General features: G+C 27.5%; 16 protein-coding genes. 14 read left to right on the top strand and 2 right to left on the bottom strand.

From position 1 onward, the window contains the following. Positions 1–27 precede the first annotated feature (27 nt). The 9 genes from ACYUE0_RS08155 to arcC all read left to right on the top strand — a co-directional run bounded on the left by ACYUE0_RS08155 (position 28) and on the right by arcC (position 11,307). Positions 28–1,254, top strand: coding sequence for an MFS transporter (locus ACYUE0_RS08155; RefSeq protein WP_460270164.1), 1,227 nt, complete (start codon positions 28–30; stop codon positions 1,252–1,254). Between the two features lie 607 nt (positions 1,255–1,861). After that, the gene (locus tag ACYUE0_RS08160) at positions 1,862–3,121 is read left to right on the top strand and encodes an MFS transporter (RefSeq protein WP_460270165.1); all 1,260 of its coding nucleotides are present in this window, start codon (positions 1,862–1,864) and stop codon (positions 3,119–3,121) included. A gap of 102 nt (positions 3,122–3,223) precedes the next feature. Then, positions 3,224–4,456, top strand: coding sequence for an allantoate deiminase (gene allC / locus ACYUE0_RS08165; protein ID WP_460270166.1), 1,233 nt, complete (start codon positions 3,224–3,226; stop codon positions 4,454–4,456). Between the two features lie 105 nt (positions 4,457–4,561). Further along, complete coding sequence (gene fdrA, locus ACYUE0_RS08170) at positions 4,562–6,286, top strand: acyl-CoA synthetase FdrA (protein WP_460270167.1); 1,725 nt, start codon at positions 4,562–4,564, stop codon at positions 6,284–6,286. 20 nt (positions 6,287–6,306) lie between these two features. Continuing rightward, positions 6,307–7,569 carry a YlbE family protein gene (locus ACYUE0_RS08175; protein ID WP_026022384.1) on the top strand — a complete coding sequence of 421 codons (1,263 nt, stop codon included), beginning with the start codon at positions 6,307–6,309 and terminating at the stop codon, positions 7,567–7,569. Positions 7,570–7,577: 8 nt separating this feature from the next. Further along, positions 7,578–8,510, top strand: a complete 933-nt coding sequence (locus tag ACYUE0_RS08180) for an oxamate carbamoyltransferase subunit AllH family protein (RefSeq protein ID WP_460270168.1) — start codon at positions 7,578–7,580, stop codon at positions 8,508–8,510. 1 nt (position 8,511) lies between these two features. Then, positions 8,512–9,273 carry a (S)-ureidoglycine aminohydrolase gene (gene allE, locus ACYUE0_RS08185; RefSeq protein WP_010296845.1) on the top strand — a complete coding sequence of 254 codons (762 nt, stop codon included), beginning with the start codon at positions 8,512–8,514 and terminating at the stop codon, positions 9,271–9,273. Between the two features lie 41 nt (positions 9,274–9,314). Then, positions 9,315–10,367 (top strand): ureidoglycolate dehydrogenase, encoded by a 1,053-nt coding sequence (gene allD, locus ACYUE0_RS08190; protein ID WP_460270170.1) that lies wholly within the window; start codon positions 9,315–9,317, stop codon positions 10,365–10,367. 25 nt (positions 10,368–10,392) lie between these two features. Continuing rightward, positions 10,393–11,307, top strand: a complete 915-nt coding sequence (gene arcC / locus ACYUE0_RS08195; protein WP_460270171.1) for a carbamate kinase — start codon at positions 10,393–10,395, stop codon at positions 11,305–11,307. Between the two features lie 83 nt (positions 11,308–11,390). Here arcC and ACYUE0_RS08200 read toward each other — a convergent pair whose 3' ends face one another. Next, positions 11,391–13,031 carry a PucR family transcriptional regulator gene (locus ACYUE0_RS08200; RefSeq protein ID WP_460270172.1) on the bottom strand — a complete coding sequence of 547 codons (1,641 nt, stop codon included), beginning with the start codon at positions 13,029–13,031 and terminating at the stop codon, positions 11,391–11,393. A gap of 277 nt (positions 13,032–13,308) precedes the next feature. On the opposite strand from ACYUE0_RS08200, the gene ACYUE0_RS08205 reads away from it, so the two are divergent. Next, positions 13,309–14,586: a TraB/GumN family protein gene (locus ACYUE0_RS08205; protein WP_460270173.1), complete on the top strand. Its 1,278-nt coding sequence runs from the start codon at positions 13,309–13,311 to the stop codon at positions 14,584–14,586. A 380-nt stretch (positions 14,587–14,966) separates the two neighbouring features. Here the strand turns inward: ACYUE0_RS08205 and ACYUE0_RS08210 are convergent, their stop codons facing one another. After that, a complete protein-coding gene (locus tag ACYUE0_RS08210) occupies positions 14,967–15,278 on the bottom strand; it encodes a hypothetical protein (protein WP_460270174.1) in 312 nt (103 codons plus the stop codon). 317 nt (positions 15,279–15,595) lie between these two features. Here ACYUE0_RS08210 and ACYUE0_RS08215 point away from each other — a divergent pair, with 317 nt between their 5' ends. From ACYUE0_RS08215 to ACYUE0_RS08230, 4 genes are all read left to right on the top strand, one after another. Then, complete coding sequence (locus tag ACYUE0_RS08215) at positions 15,596–16,807, top strand: 6-phosphofructokinase (protein WP_460270175.1); 1,212 nt, start codon at positions 15,596–15,598, stop codon at positions 16,805–16,807. Between the two features lie 162 nt (positions 16,808–16,969). Next, positions 16,970–17,962 carry a WG repeat-containing protein gene (locus ACYUE0_RS08220; protein ID WP_460270176.1) on the top strand — a complete coding sequence of 331 codons (993 nt, stop codon included), beginning with the start codon at positions 16,970–16,972 and terminating at the stop codon, positions 17,960–17,962. A gap of 819 nt (positions 17,963–18,781) precedes the next feature. Beyond that, positions 18,782–21,028 carry a VIT and vWA domain-containing protein gene (locus ACYUE0_RS08225; protein WP_460270177.1) on the top strand — a complete coding sequence of 749 codons (2,247 nt, stop codon included), beginning with the start codon at positions 18,782–18,784 and terminating at the stop codon, positions 21,026–21,028. A 166-nt stretch (positions 21,029–21,194) separates the two neighbouring features. Further along, the gene (locus tag ACYUE0_RS08230; protein ID WP_460270178.1) at positions 21,195–21,722 is read left to right on the top strand and encodes a biotin transporter BioY; all 528 of its coding nucleotides are present in this window, start codon (positions 21,195–21,197) and stop codon (positions 21,720–21,722) included. Positions 21,723–21,950 lie beyond the last annotated feature (228 nt).

Here is a 21,950-nt window from a genome sequence, read left to right on the forward strand (position 1 = left end):
AAATTTATTATTTTAGGGGGAAATTTAATGGAAAATAATTCGGAAGTAGTTTCTTGGAAGAAGATTATAACCATATTATTTTTAGGATGGACTATTATTTGGATTAGTAGAACAGTTTTAAATCCTGTTTTACCTAACATTAAAGAGGGGTTAAATGTTCAATCTGATTCAAGATTAGCATTAGTATTTAGTTCTTATTTTTTAGCTTACACTTTAATACAAATACCAGCAGGTATAATGTCAGACAAATATGGGGAAAAGAGAATTTTAATACCAAGTTTTATTATTTTTGCAATAGCTAGCTTTTGTATGGGATTAGCACCTTCAATAGAAGTTATGTATATTGCTAATTTCTTTTGTGGATTAGCTAGTGGTGTATTTTTTGCTTGTTCCTACTCTCTTTCAATAAAAAATATTCCGTTAAATAAAAGAACTTTTTCAAATGCAGTGATTAATAGTGGTACGGCTATTGGTATGGGAATCGGGATGATAGGATCTACATTTTTAAGTATCTTAGGTTTTAAGTGGAGAACACTATTATTTATTACTAGCGCAATTATTGTAATGGTACTATTAATTTTTATAAAATTTTTACCAAACAATACACCAATAGTGAAAAAATCAAAAAGTGAAGGAACTTCAAAAACTTCATTAAAAACTATTTTAAATTTAAGATTAATAGCTGTTTCATTTGTTTACTTTTCAATTTGTTATGGATATTACATGATGGCTACTTGGTTACCTAATTTTCTACAAGCTGAACGTGGATTTGAAGGGATGATGGTGGGGTACATTTCTGCTGTAAGTGCATTTTCGGCATTACCAAGTGCAATATTTTTTGGAAAAATTTCTGATAAATTTAATAAGTATAAATTAAAAATAATAGTTTATCTTATTATACTTTCGGCAATCGCACTTTATGTCAGTGCGCAGGCTAGTTCAAAAGTAATATTATTGATTGGATTAATTTGTTATGGCTTCTTTGGAAAACTTGCAATAGATCCAATTATTGTTTCTTATGTTGCAGAGATTACAGAACCAAAGAATTACGGATTAACTTTAGGGATATTTAATTTCTTTGGAATGTCCGGTTCAGTACTATCCCCTTATATAACAGCAGTAGTTTGTGATTTAACAGGTTCAAAAGTAATAGGTTTTTATCTATCTACAATATTAATGATGTTAGGAGCTCTAATTTTATGGATTAGTAGTAGAAAAAGAAAAAGTAATGAGTTGAAGAATGCATCTATTTAAAATTAGATAATAATTACTTATTGTGAACAATGGATTTATAAAATCGTATTTAAATACAAGTTAGCATAGAAAAATAAAGAAGGTGAGTATTTCATTAAAAGGTGAGATGCTCACTTTTTATTTCTGATAATAATATAGGTAAACAGGCTCTAATTTAAAATTATTCGTAAATCTAAAAAATTTTTATTTCAATTTAGAACATCAACATCTTAAAAAATATATGTATATTAAGTAATTATATTATTATAAATACTATAAATTATACATTTACTTTTTATAAAATCAATTTGATGGTAAATGTATGTTACATGATTTTAGCAATTAAAATAGATTAAATGTAATTATTGCTATAGTTCGTTTAAAATTAAAATATTAGTAAAAATTTTATTATTGTAATTACTAAAGGCTTATGATGTTTTGCCTTCGATTTAAACTAAGTAAATGCTTACAAAAATCATTTTAAATAATTTGTTGTTTAAAAATTGTAACAATTGTATAAAAAAAGATGTAAAATTTATCGCTATTGAACAATGACTAAATATTCAAAATTTTATATATTTATTTCAAGGGGGTTGTCAGAATAAATAATAAAATGGGGGCGAAGATTATGGATACTTTGGAGGCAAAGATAGAAAGAAAAGAGAAAATTCAATATTGGCAAAGGTTAGTAATACTATTTTGTTTAGGTTGGACAGTCATATGGATTAATAGAACTGTACTAAATCCAGTTTTACCTGAGATTATGTCAGAACTTAATATTAAATCTGAAGCTAGTGCAGGTTTAATAAGTAGCTTATTCTTTTTACCATATACAGTTTTGCAAGTTCCATCTGGTTATCTGGGAGATAAGTTTGGAAGAAAGTTAATTTTAGTTCCAGGGCTTATACTTTTTGGATGTGGAGCTATACTATCTGGATTAGCAGTAACTTTTACAATGTTTTTAGCAGCTAGAGTTTTAACAGGAATAGGTCAGGGGTCATATTTTGGTCCAGTATATTCATTAACTGCAGAAACAATTCCAAAAGAAAAAAGAGGATTATCAACAGCAATAATAAATAGCGGATCAGCTTTAGGTATGGCAATAGGACTAATTGGCTCTAGCTATTTAGTAAAAGAAGTTCAAATAGATTGGAGAATATTACTATTTATAAGTGGAGCTTTAGGAATAGTAACAGCGTTATTGTTTAAAAAATACATAAAATCCACACCTCCTATAGCTAAAAATAATTCTAATAAAACAAATGTAGGAGAAAATGAAAAAGTATCTATATTAACTATACTTAAAAATCCTAAAATGATTGGAACATGTGTATTATATTTTGCAACATGCTATGGATACTACATGATAGTCACATGGCTTCCAGCATTCTTAGAACAAGAAAGAGGGTTTCAAGGTGCTGCAATTGGTATAGTATCATCACTAGTAGCATTTACTTCAGTACCAGGGGCATTAATATTTAGTAGAGTGTCAGATAAATTTATGAATAAGAAAGTAGCATTAATAATATTTTTAGAGGTAATAGGAGCTATTACACTTTATGCAACGGTTGTGGTTAATAGCAATGAACTTTTAATAGTGTGTCTTGTTTTATATGGATTGTTTGGAAAACTTGCAGTAGATCCTATATTAGTTTCTTATGTAGCTGATATAGCGGATCCAAAAGTGCTTACAACAACATTTGGATTATTCAATTTCTTTGGAATGTCAGCATCAGTAGCAGCGCCTTATATTACAGGTATGATATCAGATGCAACAGGAACTAAAATATCTGGTTTTTACTTATCAGCGATTATTATATTAGTGGGTATAGTTACTATGCTAATTTGCAATATGAATTGGAAAAATAGAAAAATTGAAACATCTTAATATATAAACGGTTCTTTAGTTATAAAGCTTTTAGTTTATATCTAAAGAGCTACATTAAAGATGAACACAGTAAATAATAGTTAATTCTTAGGGGGAAAATATATGGGTAATTTGGGACAAGAAGTAGAAATTATGTTAGATTGGATAGCGAATTTTGCAAAAGATTCAAATGGTGGAGTTACACGTTTGTTATATTCAAAAGAATGGTTAAATACTCAGCAAGGATTAGAAAGCAAGATGAAAGAACTTGAATTTGATAAAGTTTACTACGATGAAGTAGGAAATGTATTTGGACGATTAGAAGGAAGTAGCTTTAAAAATGAAACTATATTAACAGGATCACATGTTGATACAGTTAAAAATGGTGGAATATATGATGGACAATATGGAATTGTAGCAGGAATATTAGCACTGAAGTATTTAAAAGAAAAATACGGACAACCATTAAGAAATATTGAAGTTGTTTCAATGGCAGAAGAAGAAGGAAGCAGATTTCCTTATGTGTTCTTAGGGGTAAAAAATATATTTAATATGATTGAAAAAGAAGATTTAATAGGGAAAACTGATACAGAAGGTATTAAATTTGAGTGTGCTATGAGAAAATCAGGTTTTAGATTTAAAACAGATGATGATCCTAAAAGACAAGATATAAAGGCTTTTATAGAAGCTCATATAGAACAAGGAAATGTTTTAGAACTTGAGAAAAAAGATATTGGAGTAGTATCTAGTATAGTTGGACAAAAAAGATTTATATTTGAACTTTCAGGACAATCGAATCATGCTGGAACAACTCCTATGAAATATAGAAAAGATACACTTTATACAACTTCCCTTATTATAAGTAATATTGTGGGAAAAGCTAGAAAGTATTCCGATCCTCTTGTTGCAACAGTTGGAAAAATAGATATTACACCTAACACCTCTAATGTTGTTCCGGGAAAGACTATATTTACACTTGATGTAAGACATACCAATAAGGGAATTCTTAAAGAATTTACAGATATGATTTGTGAAGATTCTAAAAAAATTGCAAAAGAGAATGATGTTGAAATTGATATCAATATGTGGATGGATGAAGATCCAGTTCCGATGGATAAAAAAATAGTGAATGTACTTAAAGAGCAATGCAATAAAGAAAATGTAAATTATAAGATAATGCATAGTGGTGCAGGACATGATTCGCAAATAATGGCACAATTTGTACCAACAGCAATGATTTTTGTTCCAAGCAAAGATGGAATTAGTCATTCACCATTAGAATATACAGAGACTAAACATTTAGAAGAAGGTGTTAATTTGCTAATAAATAGCCTTTATGAACTTGCTTATAAATAAAAGACATTAATAAGAAGTAAAGAAGATTCTGATAAAATGCAATCTATAAATACTATATATTTAAAAAATTTAAAAGAATCTTATAGAAATAGAGGAGGAAAGAATATGTTGTTTACAGTAATAAAAAAGAACTCTTATCAAGATTCTGTAAATTTGATGTTGCTTACAAAAAGTTTATCTTCAATGGAAGGTATATCACAAATTTCAGTAATGATGGGAACACCTGCAAATAAAGATATCTTTAAAAATTCTGGATTATATACAGAAGAATTGGAAGATGCTTGTCCAAATGATATTTGTATAGTAGTTGATACAGAAGATAAATCAAAAATTGATGAAGTTATGATGGAGATAGAAGATTTTATAAAAAATCAAAGCTCTAAATCAAAGGGTAGCAAAATTCCAAGTGCTAGAACTTTTGACACAGCTATATCAAAGGTTAATGATGCTAATTTAGCGCTTATTTCAATAGCGGGGGAATATGCAACAGATGAAGTTGAGAGGGCATTAGATAGGAATTTAAACGTATTTTTATTTAGTGATAATGTAAACATAGAAGATGAGAAAAGATTAAAAGAAAAAGCAGATCAAAAAGGTTTAATACTAATGGGACCAGATTGTGGTACTTCAATTTTAGGTGGAGTTCCCTTAGCTTTTGCTAATGTCATTGAAAAAGGAAATATAGGTGTTGTTGGGGCTTCAGGTACAGGAATACAAGAAATAACAACTATAATTTCGAGATATAAAAAAGGAATAACTCATGCAATAGGTACTGGAGGAAGAGATTTATCTTCACAAGTGGGAGCTATAACTGCAATAAGGGCATTAAGAGCACTTGCGAAAGATGAAGAAACAGATGTAATAGTTTTTGTGTCTAAGCCACCATCACCGGAAATTATGGATAAAGTTATTAAAGTCTTTACAGAACTAGAAAAACCAGTAGTAGCAATATTTTTAGGAGAAAAACCTAGAAAAAATCATGATAATGTACATTATGCATGGACTTTAGATGAAGCAGCATTAAAAGCAGTTGAATTATCTAACATGAATACTATTTCTTATAAGAAAATAGAAAGTACAATTCCAGAAGTAAAAATTATAAAAGAAAATAAAAATAAAAGATTTATAAAAGGTCTTTATTGTGGAGGAACATTAGCATTAGAAGCGGCAATGATTATAAGGGATTATCTTAAAATAGAAGATGATAAAAATCACGATAATGGTATTATGCTTCATTATGAAAATCATGAAATTATAGATTTGGGTGATGATAAATATACAAAGGGAAGACCACATCCAATGATAGAACCATCACTTCGTGTTGATGAGCTTAAAAAAGTTATAGAAATGAAAGAAACTGCAATTATATTAATGGATAATGTAATTGGATATGGTGGACATAATGATGTAGCATCAGTATTTGCACCGGTTATAAAAGAAGCTAGAGAAAAAGCTAAGAAAAATGGAAATGAAATAATATTTATCGGATCTGTAACAGGAACTAATAATGACCCAAAAACATATGAGGATCAAGTAGAAATACTTAGAGAATCAGGAGCTATTATCTGTGAAAGCAATGCGTTAGCTGTAAAATTAGCAACAAAAATCATTGATTACTTAAATTGTGAAAAAACTGTAGAAGAAGAAAAAAAAGAAATTAATGATAGAGTTATAAAGCTTATTTCAGATAAACCTAAGGTTATAAATATAGGTCTTAAACATTTTGCAGAAACAGTTAAAAAATATGAAAGTGATGTGGTACAGTACAATTGGTCACCAATTGCTGGTGGAGATAAAAGATTGGCTAAAATATTAGAAAAGTTGAAATAGACTTTAAGGGGGAATTAGTTATGATGTTTAATACAATTGATGAGGCTAATACAGCAGTTATTGAAAAAATAAAAGAAGGTCAACCATTTTTAATAGATGTTGTTCCAGCAAAAACAGTTATTAAAGAATTAAATGAAAGGGTGTTATTACATGCAGGACCACCAATAGTGTGGGAGAGAATGACAGAACCAATGCAAGGATCTTGTATTGGAGCAGCTCTTTTTGAAAAGTGGGCAAGTAATGAAGATGAGGCCAGAAAAATGCTAGAAAATGGTGAGATTAAATTTATACCTTGTCATCATGTTGACGCTGTTGGACCAATGGGCGGTATTACTTCTGGAAACATGCCTGTATTAGTTGTTGAGAATAAAGTAAATGAAAAAAGAGCTTATTGCACTATGAATGAAGGAATTGGTAAAGTTTTAAGATTTGGCGCTTATGGTGAGGAAGTTATAAATAGATTACATTGGATGAAAGATGTACTAGCTCCAGCACTATCAAAAGCTTTAGGACAAATAGATGGTGGATTGAATGTAAATGTAATAATTGCAAAAGCAATAACGATGGGTGATGAATTCCATCAACGTAATATAGCAGCTTCAGTATTATTTTTAAAAGAAATCATGCCATATTTATTAACAGCAGATATATGTGAGAAAGAATTAAGACAGGTAACAAAATTTTTAGCAGATACAGACCAATTCTTCTTAAATATAATGATGGCTACATGTAAAGTAATTATGGATTCTGCTAGAACTATTAAAGAAGGAACAATTGTAACTGCATTAACTCGTAATGGAGATAACTTTGCAATACGTGTTAGTGGGTTAGGTGATGAGTGGTTTACCGCTCCAGTCAATACTCCAGAGGGATTGTTCTTTAGTGGATTTAGCCAAGAGGAAGCTAATCCGGATATGGGAGATAGCGCAATTACAGAATCTTTTGGTGTTGGTGGAATGGCTATGATAGCAGCTCCAGGAGTAACACGTTTTATAGGAGCTGGTGGATTTGAAGATGCTTCAGCTATAAGTGAGGAAATGAGTGAAATATGTATAGCAAGAAACCCTAATTATAGTATACCTACTTGGGACTTTCAAGGAACTTGCTTAGGAATTGATGTAAGAAAAGTTGTTGAAACAGGAATAACGCCACTTATAAATACGGGAATTGCACATAAAAAAGCAGGAATAGGACAAATTGGGGCAGGTACAGTGAGAGTGCCACTTGGATGTTTTACTAAAGCCTTAGAAGCATTAGCTAAAAAATATGGAGTAGAAGTTTAATAAATAATATGTATACTGTAAAAGCAAATCAGTATAGTAAAGATATTTTAAGTGAAAATAATTTTTTTGAAAGTGGCGAATTTCATGAGGAATATGGAAAAATTCATAGTATATTTAAAAAAAGCTTAAATATAAAGATAAGTTCAAAATTAATTAATATAATTGGAAATGTTAATATGAAGTTGCCATTTAGTATTGAAGTAAATGATAGTATAATAGAATATTTAACTTATAATTTATCGGTAGGAGATAATGTATCAATAAATTATAAAAATAAAAAAGTTATTTTTAATAATATAGGGTTAGAACTAAGTATTTTAGATGGAGAATATGAATACACCATAAAAAATAAAAATTTTAATAGCAATACAGTTAAAAAAAATTTAAAAATAATAGGTGACTTTATAGAAAATTCTAATATACAAAATGGATTTTCTAAATCAAATAAAGAGTTTTTAGAAAGATTATCGTATAATGAAAATACTCAAATTGATGAGTTTTATAATAATATTATCAGACTTAAAAATGTTGTAGTGTTTAATAGAGAAAAAGAAGATTTGTTTAGCTATTTCATTGGTAGAGGAAAGGGATTAACACCTAGTGGTGATGATTTAATTCTTGGGTTAATCTCATTTCTAAAAATATCAGGAGAGGATAATATGTCTAAGGAGCTTTATAAATATTTACAAAATAAAGGTAGGAAAAGAACTACAGATATTTCTTTAGAATATCTAATGTATGGATGTAAAGGTAAAGTGGGTCATATGATTAATGATTTATGTGAAGCCATGTTAGATAGTGACTTAGATATAATAGAAGAAAAATTAATTAATGTAAGTAAAAAAGGGCATACATCAGGTATAGATACTATACTTGGAATATTTTTAGGTATGGTAGCCATAATAGAAAAAAATAAATTAAATAAAATAGGAGTGAATTAAAATGGGATATCCAAATGACTTATTAGCATCAAGATCAATAATTAAACACGGAAGTTTTGCGTTAATAGCGCCTGAAGGACTAGTAAATAATGTAGTTCCAGGATTTGAAGATTGTAGAGTTTCAATACTTGCTTCACCAAAATTAGGTTCAAGTTTTGTAGATTATATAATAACAATGAGTAAAACAGGAAGAACAACTAAAGGATTTGGTGGATATGGAATAGAAACTTTTGTTTATTGTATTGAAGGTAAAATCAAAGTTACTGTAAAAGATAAAGAACATATAATTGAAGGTGGAGGATATGTATATTGTCCTCCAAAGGAAAGTATGAATTTAGAAAATATAAATGAAAATGATTCTAAAATATTCTTATATAAACAAAAATATCAACCATTAGAAGGACACGAACCTTGGCTTGTAGTTTCTAGTATAAAAGAGCAACCGGAATTAGATTATGATGATATGACTAATGTAAAAATAATAGATTTTCTGCCAAAAGATATTGCTTTTGATATGAATTTCCATATATTAACTTTCTATCCGGGAGCATGTCATCCATTTGTTGAAACACATGTACAAGAACATGGAGCGTATTTATTACAAGGAGAAGGTGTTTATAATCTAGATAATCAATGGATACCAGTAAAGAAAAATGATTATATATGGTTTGGACCGTATGTACCACAATGTTGTTATGGAGTAGGAAGAGAAAACTTATCATATATTTACTCAAAAGATTGTAATAGGGATGTCCTATTATAGAATCAGCAAATTTAAATCCATATTATAAGGGGGACTATAAAATGAGATTAACAAAAGCAGAGTTGCACAAACTTATGAAAAATAAATTACACAAAGCTGGGTTAAAAGAAGAGCATGCAGACATTGTTGCGGATGTATTAGCACATGCTGACGCAAGAGGTATACACTCACATGGAGCTATGAGAGTTGAGTATTATGCTGAAAGAATATCTAAGGGTGGAACTAATAAAAATCCTAACTTTACTTTTGAAAAAACTGGTCCATGTAGTGCAATATTTGATGGGGACAATGGAGCAGGACATGTAGCAGCAAAACTTGCTATGGATGAAACTATAAAAATAGCTAAAGAAAATGGTGTTGCGATAGTTGGAGTTAGAAGAGTTGGACATACTGGAGCTCTTTCATATTTTGTTCAACAAGCAGCAAGTGAAGGATTAATTGGAATTGCTTTATGTCAATCAGATCCAATGTGCGTTCCTTACGGCGGAACTGAACCTTATTATGGAACAAATCCAATAGCTTTTGCAACTCCAAGTAAAAGTGGAAAATATTTAATGATGGATATGGCTACAACTATTCAAGCTTGGGGAAAAATATTACATGCAAGATCTAAGGGTACACCAATTGACCCTACGTGGGCTGTTGATAAAGATGGAAATCCAACAGGAGATCCATTAAAAGTTAATGCTCTTACACCGATAGCAGGTCCTAAAGGATATGCACTACAAATGATGGTAGATGTTTTATCAGGGGTATTACTTGGATTGCCTTTCGGAAAAAGGGTTACTTCTATGTACAGTGATTTAACAGAGGATAGAAACTTAGGACAATTAAACATAGTTATTAATCCAGCATATTTCACTAATGTGGAAAAATTCTTAGAAAACATAGATCAGACTATGGAAGATTTAAGTACTATGAAACCCGCATCAGGGTTTGATAGTGTAAGATATCCAGGTCAATCAAGTATGATAAGAGAAGAAAATTATAAAAGAGATGGAATTGAAATTGTAGATGAGATATATAATTACTTAACTTCAGATGATGTACATTATAATAACTATGATCATAAAGGTGCATTTGCTGTTAAATAATAAAGATGGTGCAGTGGGGGATAATATGGGGAATAAAATAGTTATAGCGTTAGGTGGAAATGCTTTAGGGAATAATTGTAAGGAGCAAATGGAGGCAGTAAAGTATACATCTAATTCCATAGTCGATTTAATAGCGGAAGGTAATGAAGTAGTAATTGCCCATGGGAATGGTCCACAAGTTGGAATGATAAATCTAGCTATGGAATCTAGAGAAATGCCGCTGCCAGAGTGTGGGGCTATGAGTCAAGGATATATAGGATATCACCTGCAAAAGGCAATAAGAGAAGAGTTTAGAAATAGAGGCATAGATAAAGATGTAGTATCAATAATAACTCAATCTTTAATAGATAAAAATGATAAAGCATTTAAAAACCCAACTAAACCGATTGGATCATTTTATTCTAAGGAAGAAGCTTTAGAGCTAGAAAGAAAAAAAGGATATACTATGTTAGAAGATGCTGGTAGAGGATATAGAAGAGTAGTACCTTCACCATTACCAACAGATATAGTTGAAAAAAAAGTTATAAAATCACTTATAAAAGATGGACATGTAGTAATTACAGTAGGTGGTGGTGGTATACCAGTTGTAGAAGAAAATGGGGCTCTAGTAGGTATTCCGGCGGTAATAGATAAGGATTTTGCCAGTGAAAAATTAGCAGAAATTATAGATGCAGATTATTTGATAATTTTAACTGCTGTAGATAAAGTTGCTATAAATTATGGAAAGTCTAATGAAAGATGGTTAGACCAATTGAGTATAGAGGAAACTAAAAAATATATTGAAGAAGGACATTTTGCACCGGGATCTATGCTACCCAAAGTAGAGGCTGCATTAAAATTTGCAAATAGCAAAAAAGGACGTAAGGCTCTTATTACATCTTTAGAAAAGGCAAAAGATGGCATAAAGGGGAATACAGGTACTTTAATTTCGGATAAATAATAATAGTAGCTATAAAAAAAGTATGAATCAAACTAGAAGATCGTTTGATTCATACTTTTTTAAGTATTCTTTGAATTATATTTTTAAGATAGCATGGACTGAATTTCTAAGGCTAATTGAATAGTGAAAGAATCACTACTATCATTTAAAGACATATCAAGAAGCTCTTCACATCTAGATAAACGATATTTTACAGTATTTCTATGTACATATAAGGCCCTTGCTGTTTTAGATAAATCATATTTATTGTCTATATAAGCTTTTAGTGTTTGTAAAAGTATATTTTTTTCTTTAGAACTTTTTAAAACTAGTCTGCCTAATATGTTTGAAGAAAACTCTTTTAAAGTTTTTTCAGGAAGCATTTGAAGTATATCTCTACTTTCTTGAATTTTATAATATTGAACAAAGTTGGACTTTTGTAGGTCATACCCTAAATTTAAAGCTTGAAGTGAATCTAAATAAGCATTTTTAATCTTAGTTATATTTCTAACTGGTGAGCTTACACCAAAGGAAACAGGCATATCATCAAAACAACCCTTTTGAACACTAAAAATTAAATCCTCAATAAGCTTTTGAATAACATTATTGTATTGTTCTATTTGAATAATAATTATAAAATAAGTATTTTGAGTAAAAACAATGGTATCTAAATTTAATTCTTTTGATTTTTTCTCTACACTGTTAATTAAATGAAAAGTAGCTAAAGATACCTTGTTTTGATTTGCTATTTCAGAATTTTTATAGGGATTATAAAAATCAAATGAACCAGTTATACACATATATTTACAACTATCCTTTAGTCCATATTGAGATCCCTTTTTTATAAATTCTGATGTGTTAGATATATTGCCATATAACATATCAAAGAAGAATGTAGATTTAATTTTACTTTTATTTTTAAATTGCATTTGATTCTTTATGATACAAAAAGATAAAGCATAAATTATTTGCTCAATAGATGTATTAGATAATGGATATATAAGTTTATTTGAATCTAACACTATTAATATATTAGGTATATGATATACTGTAGGAACAATAAAGGTAGAAAAAGTAGTTTGCTCCGATGTATTAACATCTACTAATGATTCATTAGTACAAGAACCATATTTGTCTTTATCTGATTTTATAATTGAGATAATATTTTCAATAAGTATATCATTATTTTTATCTAAGTATGTAGAAGCACTTATAATATCTAGCTTATAATCTAAAAGAACAACAGAAGTGTCAATTATTAAACTAAGCTTATGTAAAAGGTAATCTATATTATGATTTTTAAGCATCATATCAGTGAATTCTTTCTGTAAATTTATTGCGTGAAATAATTCAGCGCTTTTATAGTTGCATAAATATCCTGTTATATGAGATGATAGTTCACCTAATGTGCTGTTTCCTGTTAAAATTAATATTGGAAAATTGAGTTGATTAGCAGTTTCAACAACTGATGGTGGAATTTCTTTTATAAATCTATTTTCTTTTATTATTAATCCTGAGACCCCGATATTGTTTAAAGATATAATGAATTTATTTAATTTTTTAGCATCATCTTTAAACCCATATCCTGTAGTTAAAAGCAAATCGTTTTCATTTAACATAGAAGCAATATCGTCTGTATCAGAAATATTAACAAAGTTTACAGATCTATCTAATCCTTTTTCACCAGCAATAATTTTACACTTTTTAAATATGTCTAAATCAAATAAATCTTTTAAAAATTTCATTGATTAATCCCCCTAAACCCCTAAAGTAAACATGGAAATGGTATTAATTACTAGATATAATTTTATCACTTTACAATATAAATGTATACTCTATAGCATGATTAAATATTTAATCATGTTATGTTAATAAAAAAGTTTAGAGAAGATTGGTAAGTAAATTTTAAAAATTAAAAAATATTATTGTAATAAAATCTTAAGAATATTTATCATAGGTAGTGAATTACATTTATATACATTATAATATAACTAGGGGTTTAAGGAATAGGGGGGAGTGTAAATGAAAAAAATTTCAGTAATTATTATTACAATGTTCTTATGTGTATTTTTAATAGGTTGTGAAGAAGAAAAAATTACAGAAGAAATGTATAATGCTTATTTAAATGAAAATGTTAAGGCATTAAATTTAGAAGAAGTTGATGATTTTTCAAATTTAGGCTTTCTAGATTCAGATATGAAAAAATCAGATTTGATTTTAATAGGTGAAGGCCATGGAACTAAAGCTAATTATTCTATTAAGATGAAGTTTTTAAAGTATATGAGCAAAAATTTTGATTTAAAATATCTATTGCTTGAAGGTAGCTATGTTAATAGTATAAAAATAAATAGATACTTGGATACAGGTGATGAAAAGCTTTTAGATGATATATATTTTTCAAATAAAGAAGACTATGAATTTTACAAAGAATTATATAAATTCAACTCAAGTTTAGATAAAAAGGATAGAATTATTACTTTGGGTATAGATGCAGCAACAACTGATGAAACATTAAATTATCTACAAGAAGAATTATCTAAAATAAAATTGGATAGCAAGAGTAAAGAACATCTTAACAAAATTATAGAAATTAATAAAATAAGTACTGAAGTAGCAAATAATAATAGTGTTAATAAGGAAGATTATAACAATATAAAACAATCTATTTTGAAGTTATATGAAGAAATGGATGGGTATAAAGATTATTATAAGAAAAATTTAAGCAAAGAAAATAATAGAAATTTATTTTTAGTATTAAATTCAATATACAATACTCAAAATGCTGTTAATTTTGATGATGAAAATAAAAATTTAGATGAGATATTAAGCAATATTACTAATATTAGAGACAATATTATGTATAACAATTTTAAAACAATATCAAAATATTTTAATGAAGGAAAATATTTTGGACAATTTGGCGGACAACATTGCTATACTGCTTCAGGGATAAACTTATCAGATGAGTTAAAAGAAAATGAATCTTTTGGTACGTTAATTAATGAAGATAATAATGTTAAAATGATCACTATAATGACATTATATGAAAACTGCAATCACTATTTAAATGGTGTAATTAATTACACAGATTATAATAATAACAATATAATTGAAAAACACATAAATACTGATAACTCCATAATTAAATTAAATGGAGAAAAATCACCATACTCAAAAACTTTAGATCAAAATTTATTAATTGGAGATGAAATTATATTGGATAATGATAAAGTAACAACAGACTATTTTCAATATATAATTCTAGTTAAAAATTCACCACAAGTAGAACCATTAGAGTAAAGATAATAAATGTGAATATTAAATAAAAAGGGCAAATATATCTGTCCTTTTTATTTAATAACATAATTAATTAGGAATAAAATAAATTTTGCATTAGTTATTTTTTACTAGCTTATGTATACTAAGGCTTATTATAGATGATAGAATCATTGAAATTCATACTATTAACCAATATGAACCAAATTTACCTTTAATTAAATCTATTAAAATACATACCACAGCCACTGACAAAGTAGCTAATCTAAGAACATTTAATAATTTATTTTTTCTCACTATAATTCCCCTTAATTCTTAAAATCAATTAATATATAGTACGGAATTTAAATCTATACATATATATTTATAATTTGTATAGATTAAAAAATATAATCATTTTAAAATTAGAGTATTTCAACATATCTCTTTGCATAATGGCTACATATTAATTGTATAATCATAATAAAAGCTCCACAACTGGTCAGTATAGATTCCTTTGTTAAAATTAAAAGTATTCCTAAAAACATAATGTATATTGAGCATATGTAATTTTGTCTAATCATAATTTTAGTGAAGTTTTCTTTGTTTGCAACTATATATTTTTCTTTAGAAATGCCATATAAATTGCTAGATGAGGCTTCTTTTTTTATAAGAGTTTGGACAAACATAATAATTCCTAAAATAAAAAAAATTGCCCCTATAATTAATGAAATCATATTTTTCATCCCTTTCCACAATAGTTATTTATATGCTAATTATAACATTATTTAACATACAGTTAATAATTAAATAAAATATGTTATTTTAGATAATAAAAAATAAGTATAAAAAATAGTAAAAAATAAAATAAATAGTATAGCCTTATTAAAAGAAATGTGATATACTTTTTAAAGAAAAAAGTATTTTTGATTAAAGTATTATACTATATTGATATTTTGAAAATAAATAGTGTTTAACATTTTTAGTGATATATACATAATTTAAAATAGATTTACCTTTAAATATAAATTATATTAGTGTTGGAGGAAAGCGTATGAAAAATTGTTTAATAGCTCAATCAGGAGGTCCAACTTCTGTTATAAATTCAAGTGTAATAGGTGTTTTTGAAAAAAATTTAACATATAAAAAATTTGATAATGTGTATGCAGGTATAAATGGGATTGAGGGCATATTAAATGAGAATATAGTAAATTTATCTGAAATTGATAAAGATATTGTTTGCAATCTTAAATATACTCCATCATCAGGGTTGGGATCTTGTAGATATAAATTAGAAAATGCTAATAGTTCTAAAGAAGAGTACATAAAATTATTTGAATTACTTTCTAAATATCATATAGATACATTTTTTTATATCGGTGGTAATGATTCTATGGATACAGTAAATAAATTAAGCATTTTCGGAAAAGAGATAAATTCTAATATTAAGTTTATAGGAATACCTAAAACTATAGATAATGATTTAGATGTTATGGATCATACACCAGGTTTTGGTAGTGCAGCTAAATTTATAGCAACAACGGCACTGGAAAATAGTTTAGATGCTGATGTATACAACACTAAAAATGTTTTTATAATTGAGTCTATGGGAAGAGATACAGGATGGTTAGCTGCAAGTGCAACTATTGCAAGAATAAATAATAAGCCAGTAGTTGATTTTATATATATACCAGAAATGCCTTTTGATAAAGTGAAATTTTTATATGATGTGAAGAAAAAGCTTGAAGTTAAAAATACAGTAACTATAGTTGTTTCAGAAGGATTAAGAGATAGGGATGGAAATTTCATATCACAAATGAATTCCTTTGGTACTGATAAATTTGGACATGCTCAATTAGGTGGTGTAGCCAATTATCTTAAAAATTTACTAAAGCAAAGTGGGGTAAAAAAGGTAAGAGCAGTTGAATTATCTACACTTCAAAGATGTTCTATGCATTATGCATCTCAAAGGGATATAGAAGAAGCATATAATTTAGGGGAATTTGCCCTAGAAAATTGTGAAAATATAGAAAGTGGTTATATGGTTGCTATAAAAAGAGTAAATAATATTCCATATAAATCAGAAGTATTTACTTTAAGCACAAATCTAGTCGCAAACAAGGTTAAATACTTTCCAAAAAATTGGATTAATAGTGAATGTAACAATGTAACTGATGAAGCTTATGAATATACACTTCCTTTAATATTTGGTGAACCTAAAATTCAATATGAGAATGGTTTGCCTAAATATGTAAAAATAAAATAGTTAACGAGATTTATTAAATGGTGCAAAACCTATAGCACCATACCTTAAATTTTATCCATATAAAAGCCAATGGGTTTAATATCCATTGGCTTTACTATTTAAGTACAATAGAGTATTATATAATTTTGAAAGATATAGAAATATAGTTAGGAGTGTTGTTAAATGGAATTTAAATTATATCCAAAGGAAAAAAATGATAAGTACGGTTATATAGATGAAGACGGAAATTTAATTATAGATTATAAATTTGATTTTGCAGATGAATTTGAAAATGATATGGCTTTGGTAGAAATAGATGGATTATGTGGATTTATAAATAGGGATGGAAAAGTGATTATAAATCCTAAATATGATGATATAAATTATTTTAATGAAGATGTTGCAGTTGTAGAAATACATCATAAGTTTGGTTACATAGATGAGAGTGGAAAAGAAATTATAAAACTTAAATATGAAGAAGCTAAAGGTTTTACACAGGGACTTGGAAGTGTAAAATTACTAGGAAAATATGGATACATAAACAAAAAAGGTGAAGTTGTTATACCTTTTTCTTATGATGATGCAAGTCAATTCGAGGAAGGATTAGCTTTGGTACGAAAAGGGGAAAAATTTGGATTTATAAATTGTGGTGGAGAAGTTGTAGTGGACTTTATATATGATTTTGGAAGCAGTTTTAGTGATGGTCTAGCTGTAGTAGCTATAGATGACAAGTTTTTCTTTATAGATAAGAATGGAAAAAAAGTTTTTGATAAAGAATTTGAATTTGCTAATGGATTTAATGAGGGTCTAGCAGCGGTAAGTTATAATAATTTTTATGGTTTTATAGATAAAACAGGTGAATTTGCTATAGAAAATAAATATATATGGTGTGATAATTTTATTTCTCAGTACGCAGCTATATTTGATGGGGATAAGTATGGGTTTATAAATAAAGTTGGTGAAATTGTTATACCTTGTAATTACGAAAATGTATTTGATTTTAATGAAGGATTATTCTCAGTACAGTTAAATGATAAATGGGGTTTTGTTGATGAAAGAAATCAAGTGATAATACCATTTGAATATGACGAAGTAGAAAATTTTTATGATGGAGTGGCAAAAGTTATAAAAGATGAATCTGAAATGTATTTAAATAAAAAAGGTAATATAATTTAGAAAATCAATATTTGATATAAATTGAAGTTTTATAAAATGCCGTAAAAAAGAAAATTTAAGAGTAATAAGATAAGCATTTGGTTAGTATATTATTAGAGATTTAGATAAATATTAATATAGAAATAGAGCAAAATAAATTTGCTCTATTTTTAAAATTAAGCACGACAAATATATTTATTACTTTAAAAATAAACAAATTTCAAAATAATCTTAACTTATTCTAAATTATTTGATAAAATTTATATTAATATATGATTATGATAAATTTATAAAGATTTTAGTCTTAGATAAATACATAATTGAACAACTAGAAGAATAATATATTAAGTATTTATTTAAAATAAATTATGTGATTAACGAGGCCAAAAATCTAAGTTTATTTTGAAGTTTTATTATCAATGATATAGGGAAACAAGCTCAAATTTAAATTTATACATCAAATTTTTGTTATCAGTTGAGAAAAATAAGTACAAATATAGTTAGTTAAGAATTAAGAATTATGAATTATGAATTTAGGATGAAAGTGGCAACCACTTTCTGAAAATGATTTAAAAAAATCTATCAATATAATTTGCTTTGCAAATTTATAAAAAGGTACGTTGGGGATTACTAGGAACGAAGTGAGTAGTAATAACCACAACTGTTCACTATTCACTCTTAACTTTTAACTAAAATAATCTGTTAGTTATTGATAAAATATTAATTTAAATTTTCTCATTTGATAAATGAATAAGTTTAAAATTTAATTTGGAATCCTATAGTATTTAAAAAGTTATTAACAAATTTAAAGATAGAGAAACTTTAAAGGAGAGGTAATTTATGAAAAGTCCTAATTTGATATACGATACTGATAACAATGTAATACTAGATAAAGTTGACGTTACGGGCTACGTATGTGGAGAGTTTGTAGAGTTTTCTACAAGTTATGTTTATGAGAATAGAGGGGGAAATGATGTAGAAGCGGTATTTACATTCCCAATTCCAGAAACAGCAGTACTTTCAGGATTTGAAGCAAATATTGGTGGAAGAACTATAAAGACTACTATTGAAAGTAAAGAAGAAGCAGAAAAGATTTGCGATAAATTAAAAGAACAAAGTTCTAATTTTTTATTAGAAGAAATTAATGCAAATGACTTTAAAATTTCTATAGGAAAAATTATATCAGGAGAAACTATAAAGCTTAAAATATCATATATAGAAGAATTAGAATATGAAGAAGAAAGTTTAAAACTTACGATACCTCAAATTGTTGAACCTATAAACATAGAAAATAGCAAAAATTTAATGAATGAAAATGATTATAAATGCTATTTAAATTTATTAGTTGAACCTTTTAATGAAGTAGAATTTGAAAGCTCTACTCATGATATAGCAGTTGAAAAAGGCGATGGATATATATATAAAATTTATTTTAATAAAACAGAATATTTAGACAGAGATTTAGTTATCTATATAACAGAAAAAGAATTAGAAGAAACAACAGGAATGATATATGAAAATCCTAAAGATAATAGTAATATACTATATTTAAGATTTATGCCGGATATAGAAGAGGAAGAAGAAAATTTGGTACATGAGTATGAATTCTTAGTAGATATATCTAGTTCTATGGAGGGAGAAAAATTATTACAAGCTAAAAACGCCCTTCAAATATGTCTTAGAAGCTTAAATGATAAAGATACTTTTAATATAGTTGCTATGGGTGATACGCTTCATTATTTTAATGAAGGTGGAAAAGTCTTATATAATGAAGAAAACTTAATTTTAGCTTCAAAATTTATTGATAATCTTCAATGTGAAGATGATGCGCTAATCTTTGAAGGAATAAAACATGGATTAAAGGATGACCATAAAGGAAAGGAAAATACTATACTACTATTTACTGATGATATAGTAGATGATGAAAAAGAGATATTAGACTATGTTGAAAAAGTTTGTGAAAATAGTAGGATATTCCCTTTTGGTATAGATGCATCAGTAAATACTTATTTTATAAACAAATTAGCTAGAATAACTTATGGTAAGGCAGAGTATATAAATGAGAATAATAAAATTGAGGATACTATATTAAGCCAATTTAATAGAATAAGAGGACTGCAAGTCACAGATATAGAATTAGATTTTGGCGATATGAATGTGGAAAAAACATATCCTAGAACTATAGAGTATATGTATGATGAAGAGCCATTTTCTATATTTGCTAAAGTAAGAGGTAAAGCAGAAGGATTAGTTACTTTAACAGGAATGGTTGGAGAGAGAAGAGTTCAAAGGAGAGTTAGTTTAAACAATTTGGAGCTTGAAGAAAATGCAAATGTTATAGAGAAAGTTTGGTATAAAAAAAGATGTGATTCTATTGAACAAAGAATAAGATTTGAAAGAGGCGAAGTTTATAATTCTATGAAAAATAAACTTATAGAATTATCTAAAAAAGTTGGAGTATTAACAAGCAAAACATCCTTTATTCTTATAGAAGAGGTGTATGATCCAGTTTTAAACACTGCATTTAAAAAGTTTTTACCAGTTAATATAAAATATGAGGAAAGTGATAATATAGATGATTTTTGTGGAGTATATTATAGAAATTCTTTAAATAAAGATTTTTCAGAAGCTACTAGAAAAGAAATGATGAGAATTTTAGCGTCTCACCAATTTGCAAGTGGAGCGTTCTCAGATTCAATAGTAGATACTAGTGAAAATAAAATACTATATACAGCTAAGTCTATTATAGGATTTACTGAAGGAAAGGAAGAAATAACTATATATAAAAACTTATTAAATAAAGGATTATCATATATAGTTTATGCTTTAAATGATGAGATAAAAAATTGTAGCGAAACTACGCTTATAGCTTGTTATTTAGCATTCAATCAATCACTAAAAAGGATAATTATTAAAAATGATAAAAAATCTTGGGCGAAAAAATGGAATGAAATTTTTGAGAAGGAATTAATAAAAAGAAATATTGATATAAATAAAGCTGAAGTCATATTAAAAACAAGTATAGAGAATGAAAAATTAGAGGATAATACTTTAAAAGGATTAATAGATCATTTGGTGTTAAAATAGAAATAAACAAATATAAAGTAGGGCACTAAAAAAGTGCCTTATTTTTACTTTAATACGTATTTTATAAATATTAAAGTATATTGTAAATCTTATATAAAAAATAGGTTGACGATATTCAAAAAGGATTGTAAACTTAAAATATAAAATAAAGTTTACGGAGGAAGATATGAAAATTACAGTTAAAGATATGATAATATGTGGGCTATTTGTAAGTATAACTGCACTTCTTGCACAGATAGCGATTCCCTTGCCTTTTTCAACAGTTCCAATTACAATGCAGGTTTTTGCAGTAGTTCTAACTGGTGTTGTTTTAGGCAGCAAAAGAGGTTTTATATCACAGATAATATACATATTGCTAGGTGCTATAGGAATACCAGTTTTTACACAGCTTAGTGGAGGTTTTCATTTAATCGTAGGTTATACTGGAGGATTTATTTTATCGTTTCCTTTAATAGCTGCATTAATGGGCTATATATCCTATAAGACAGATAAATTATATTATATGATATTAGGTGTAGTAGGTTCTATGATTATAAATTATGGATTGGGGGCTGTGCAATATGCTTTTTTAGCACAAGTTACTTTGAAAGATGCATTAATAGTTTGTGTAGCGCCATTTATCGTAGTTGATATAATAAAGTACATAGCAGCAATTACAATAGGGTTAACACTAAAAAAAAGATTAAAATTATAGATTTAAGAAGTTATTGCAAAGCTAAATTCAATTTAGCTTTGCAATAACTTTTTTTATTATATAAAAGTTGCTTTGTTCTTGATTAATTATTTATATACTGTCAAAGCTTTAGATAAGAATAGTCATTTTAGGAGGGATTTTATTTTGGCTAGACAGGCAAGAGTCAAAGCAGAAAATGCAATATATCATGTAAGAATAAGAGGATGCAAAGCAAAACCTTTGTTTGAA

This window comes from Clostridium sp. CTA-19 (genome assembly GCF_054767855.1).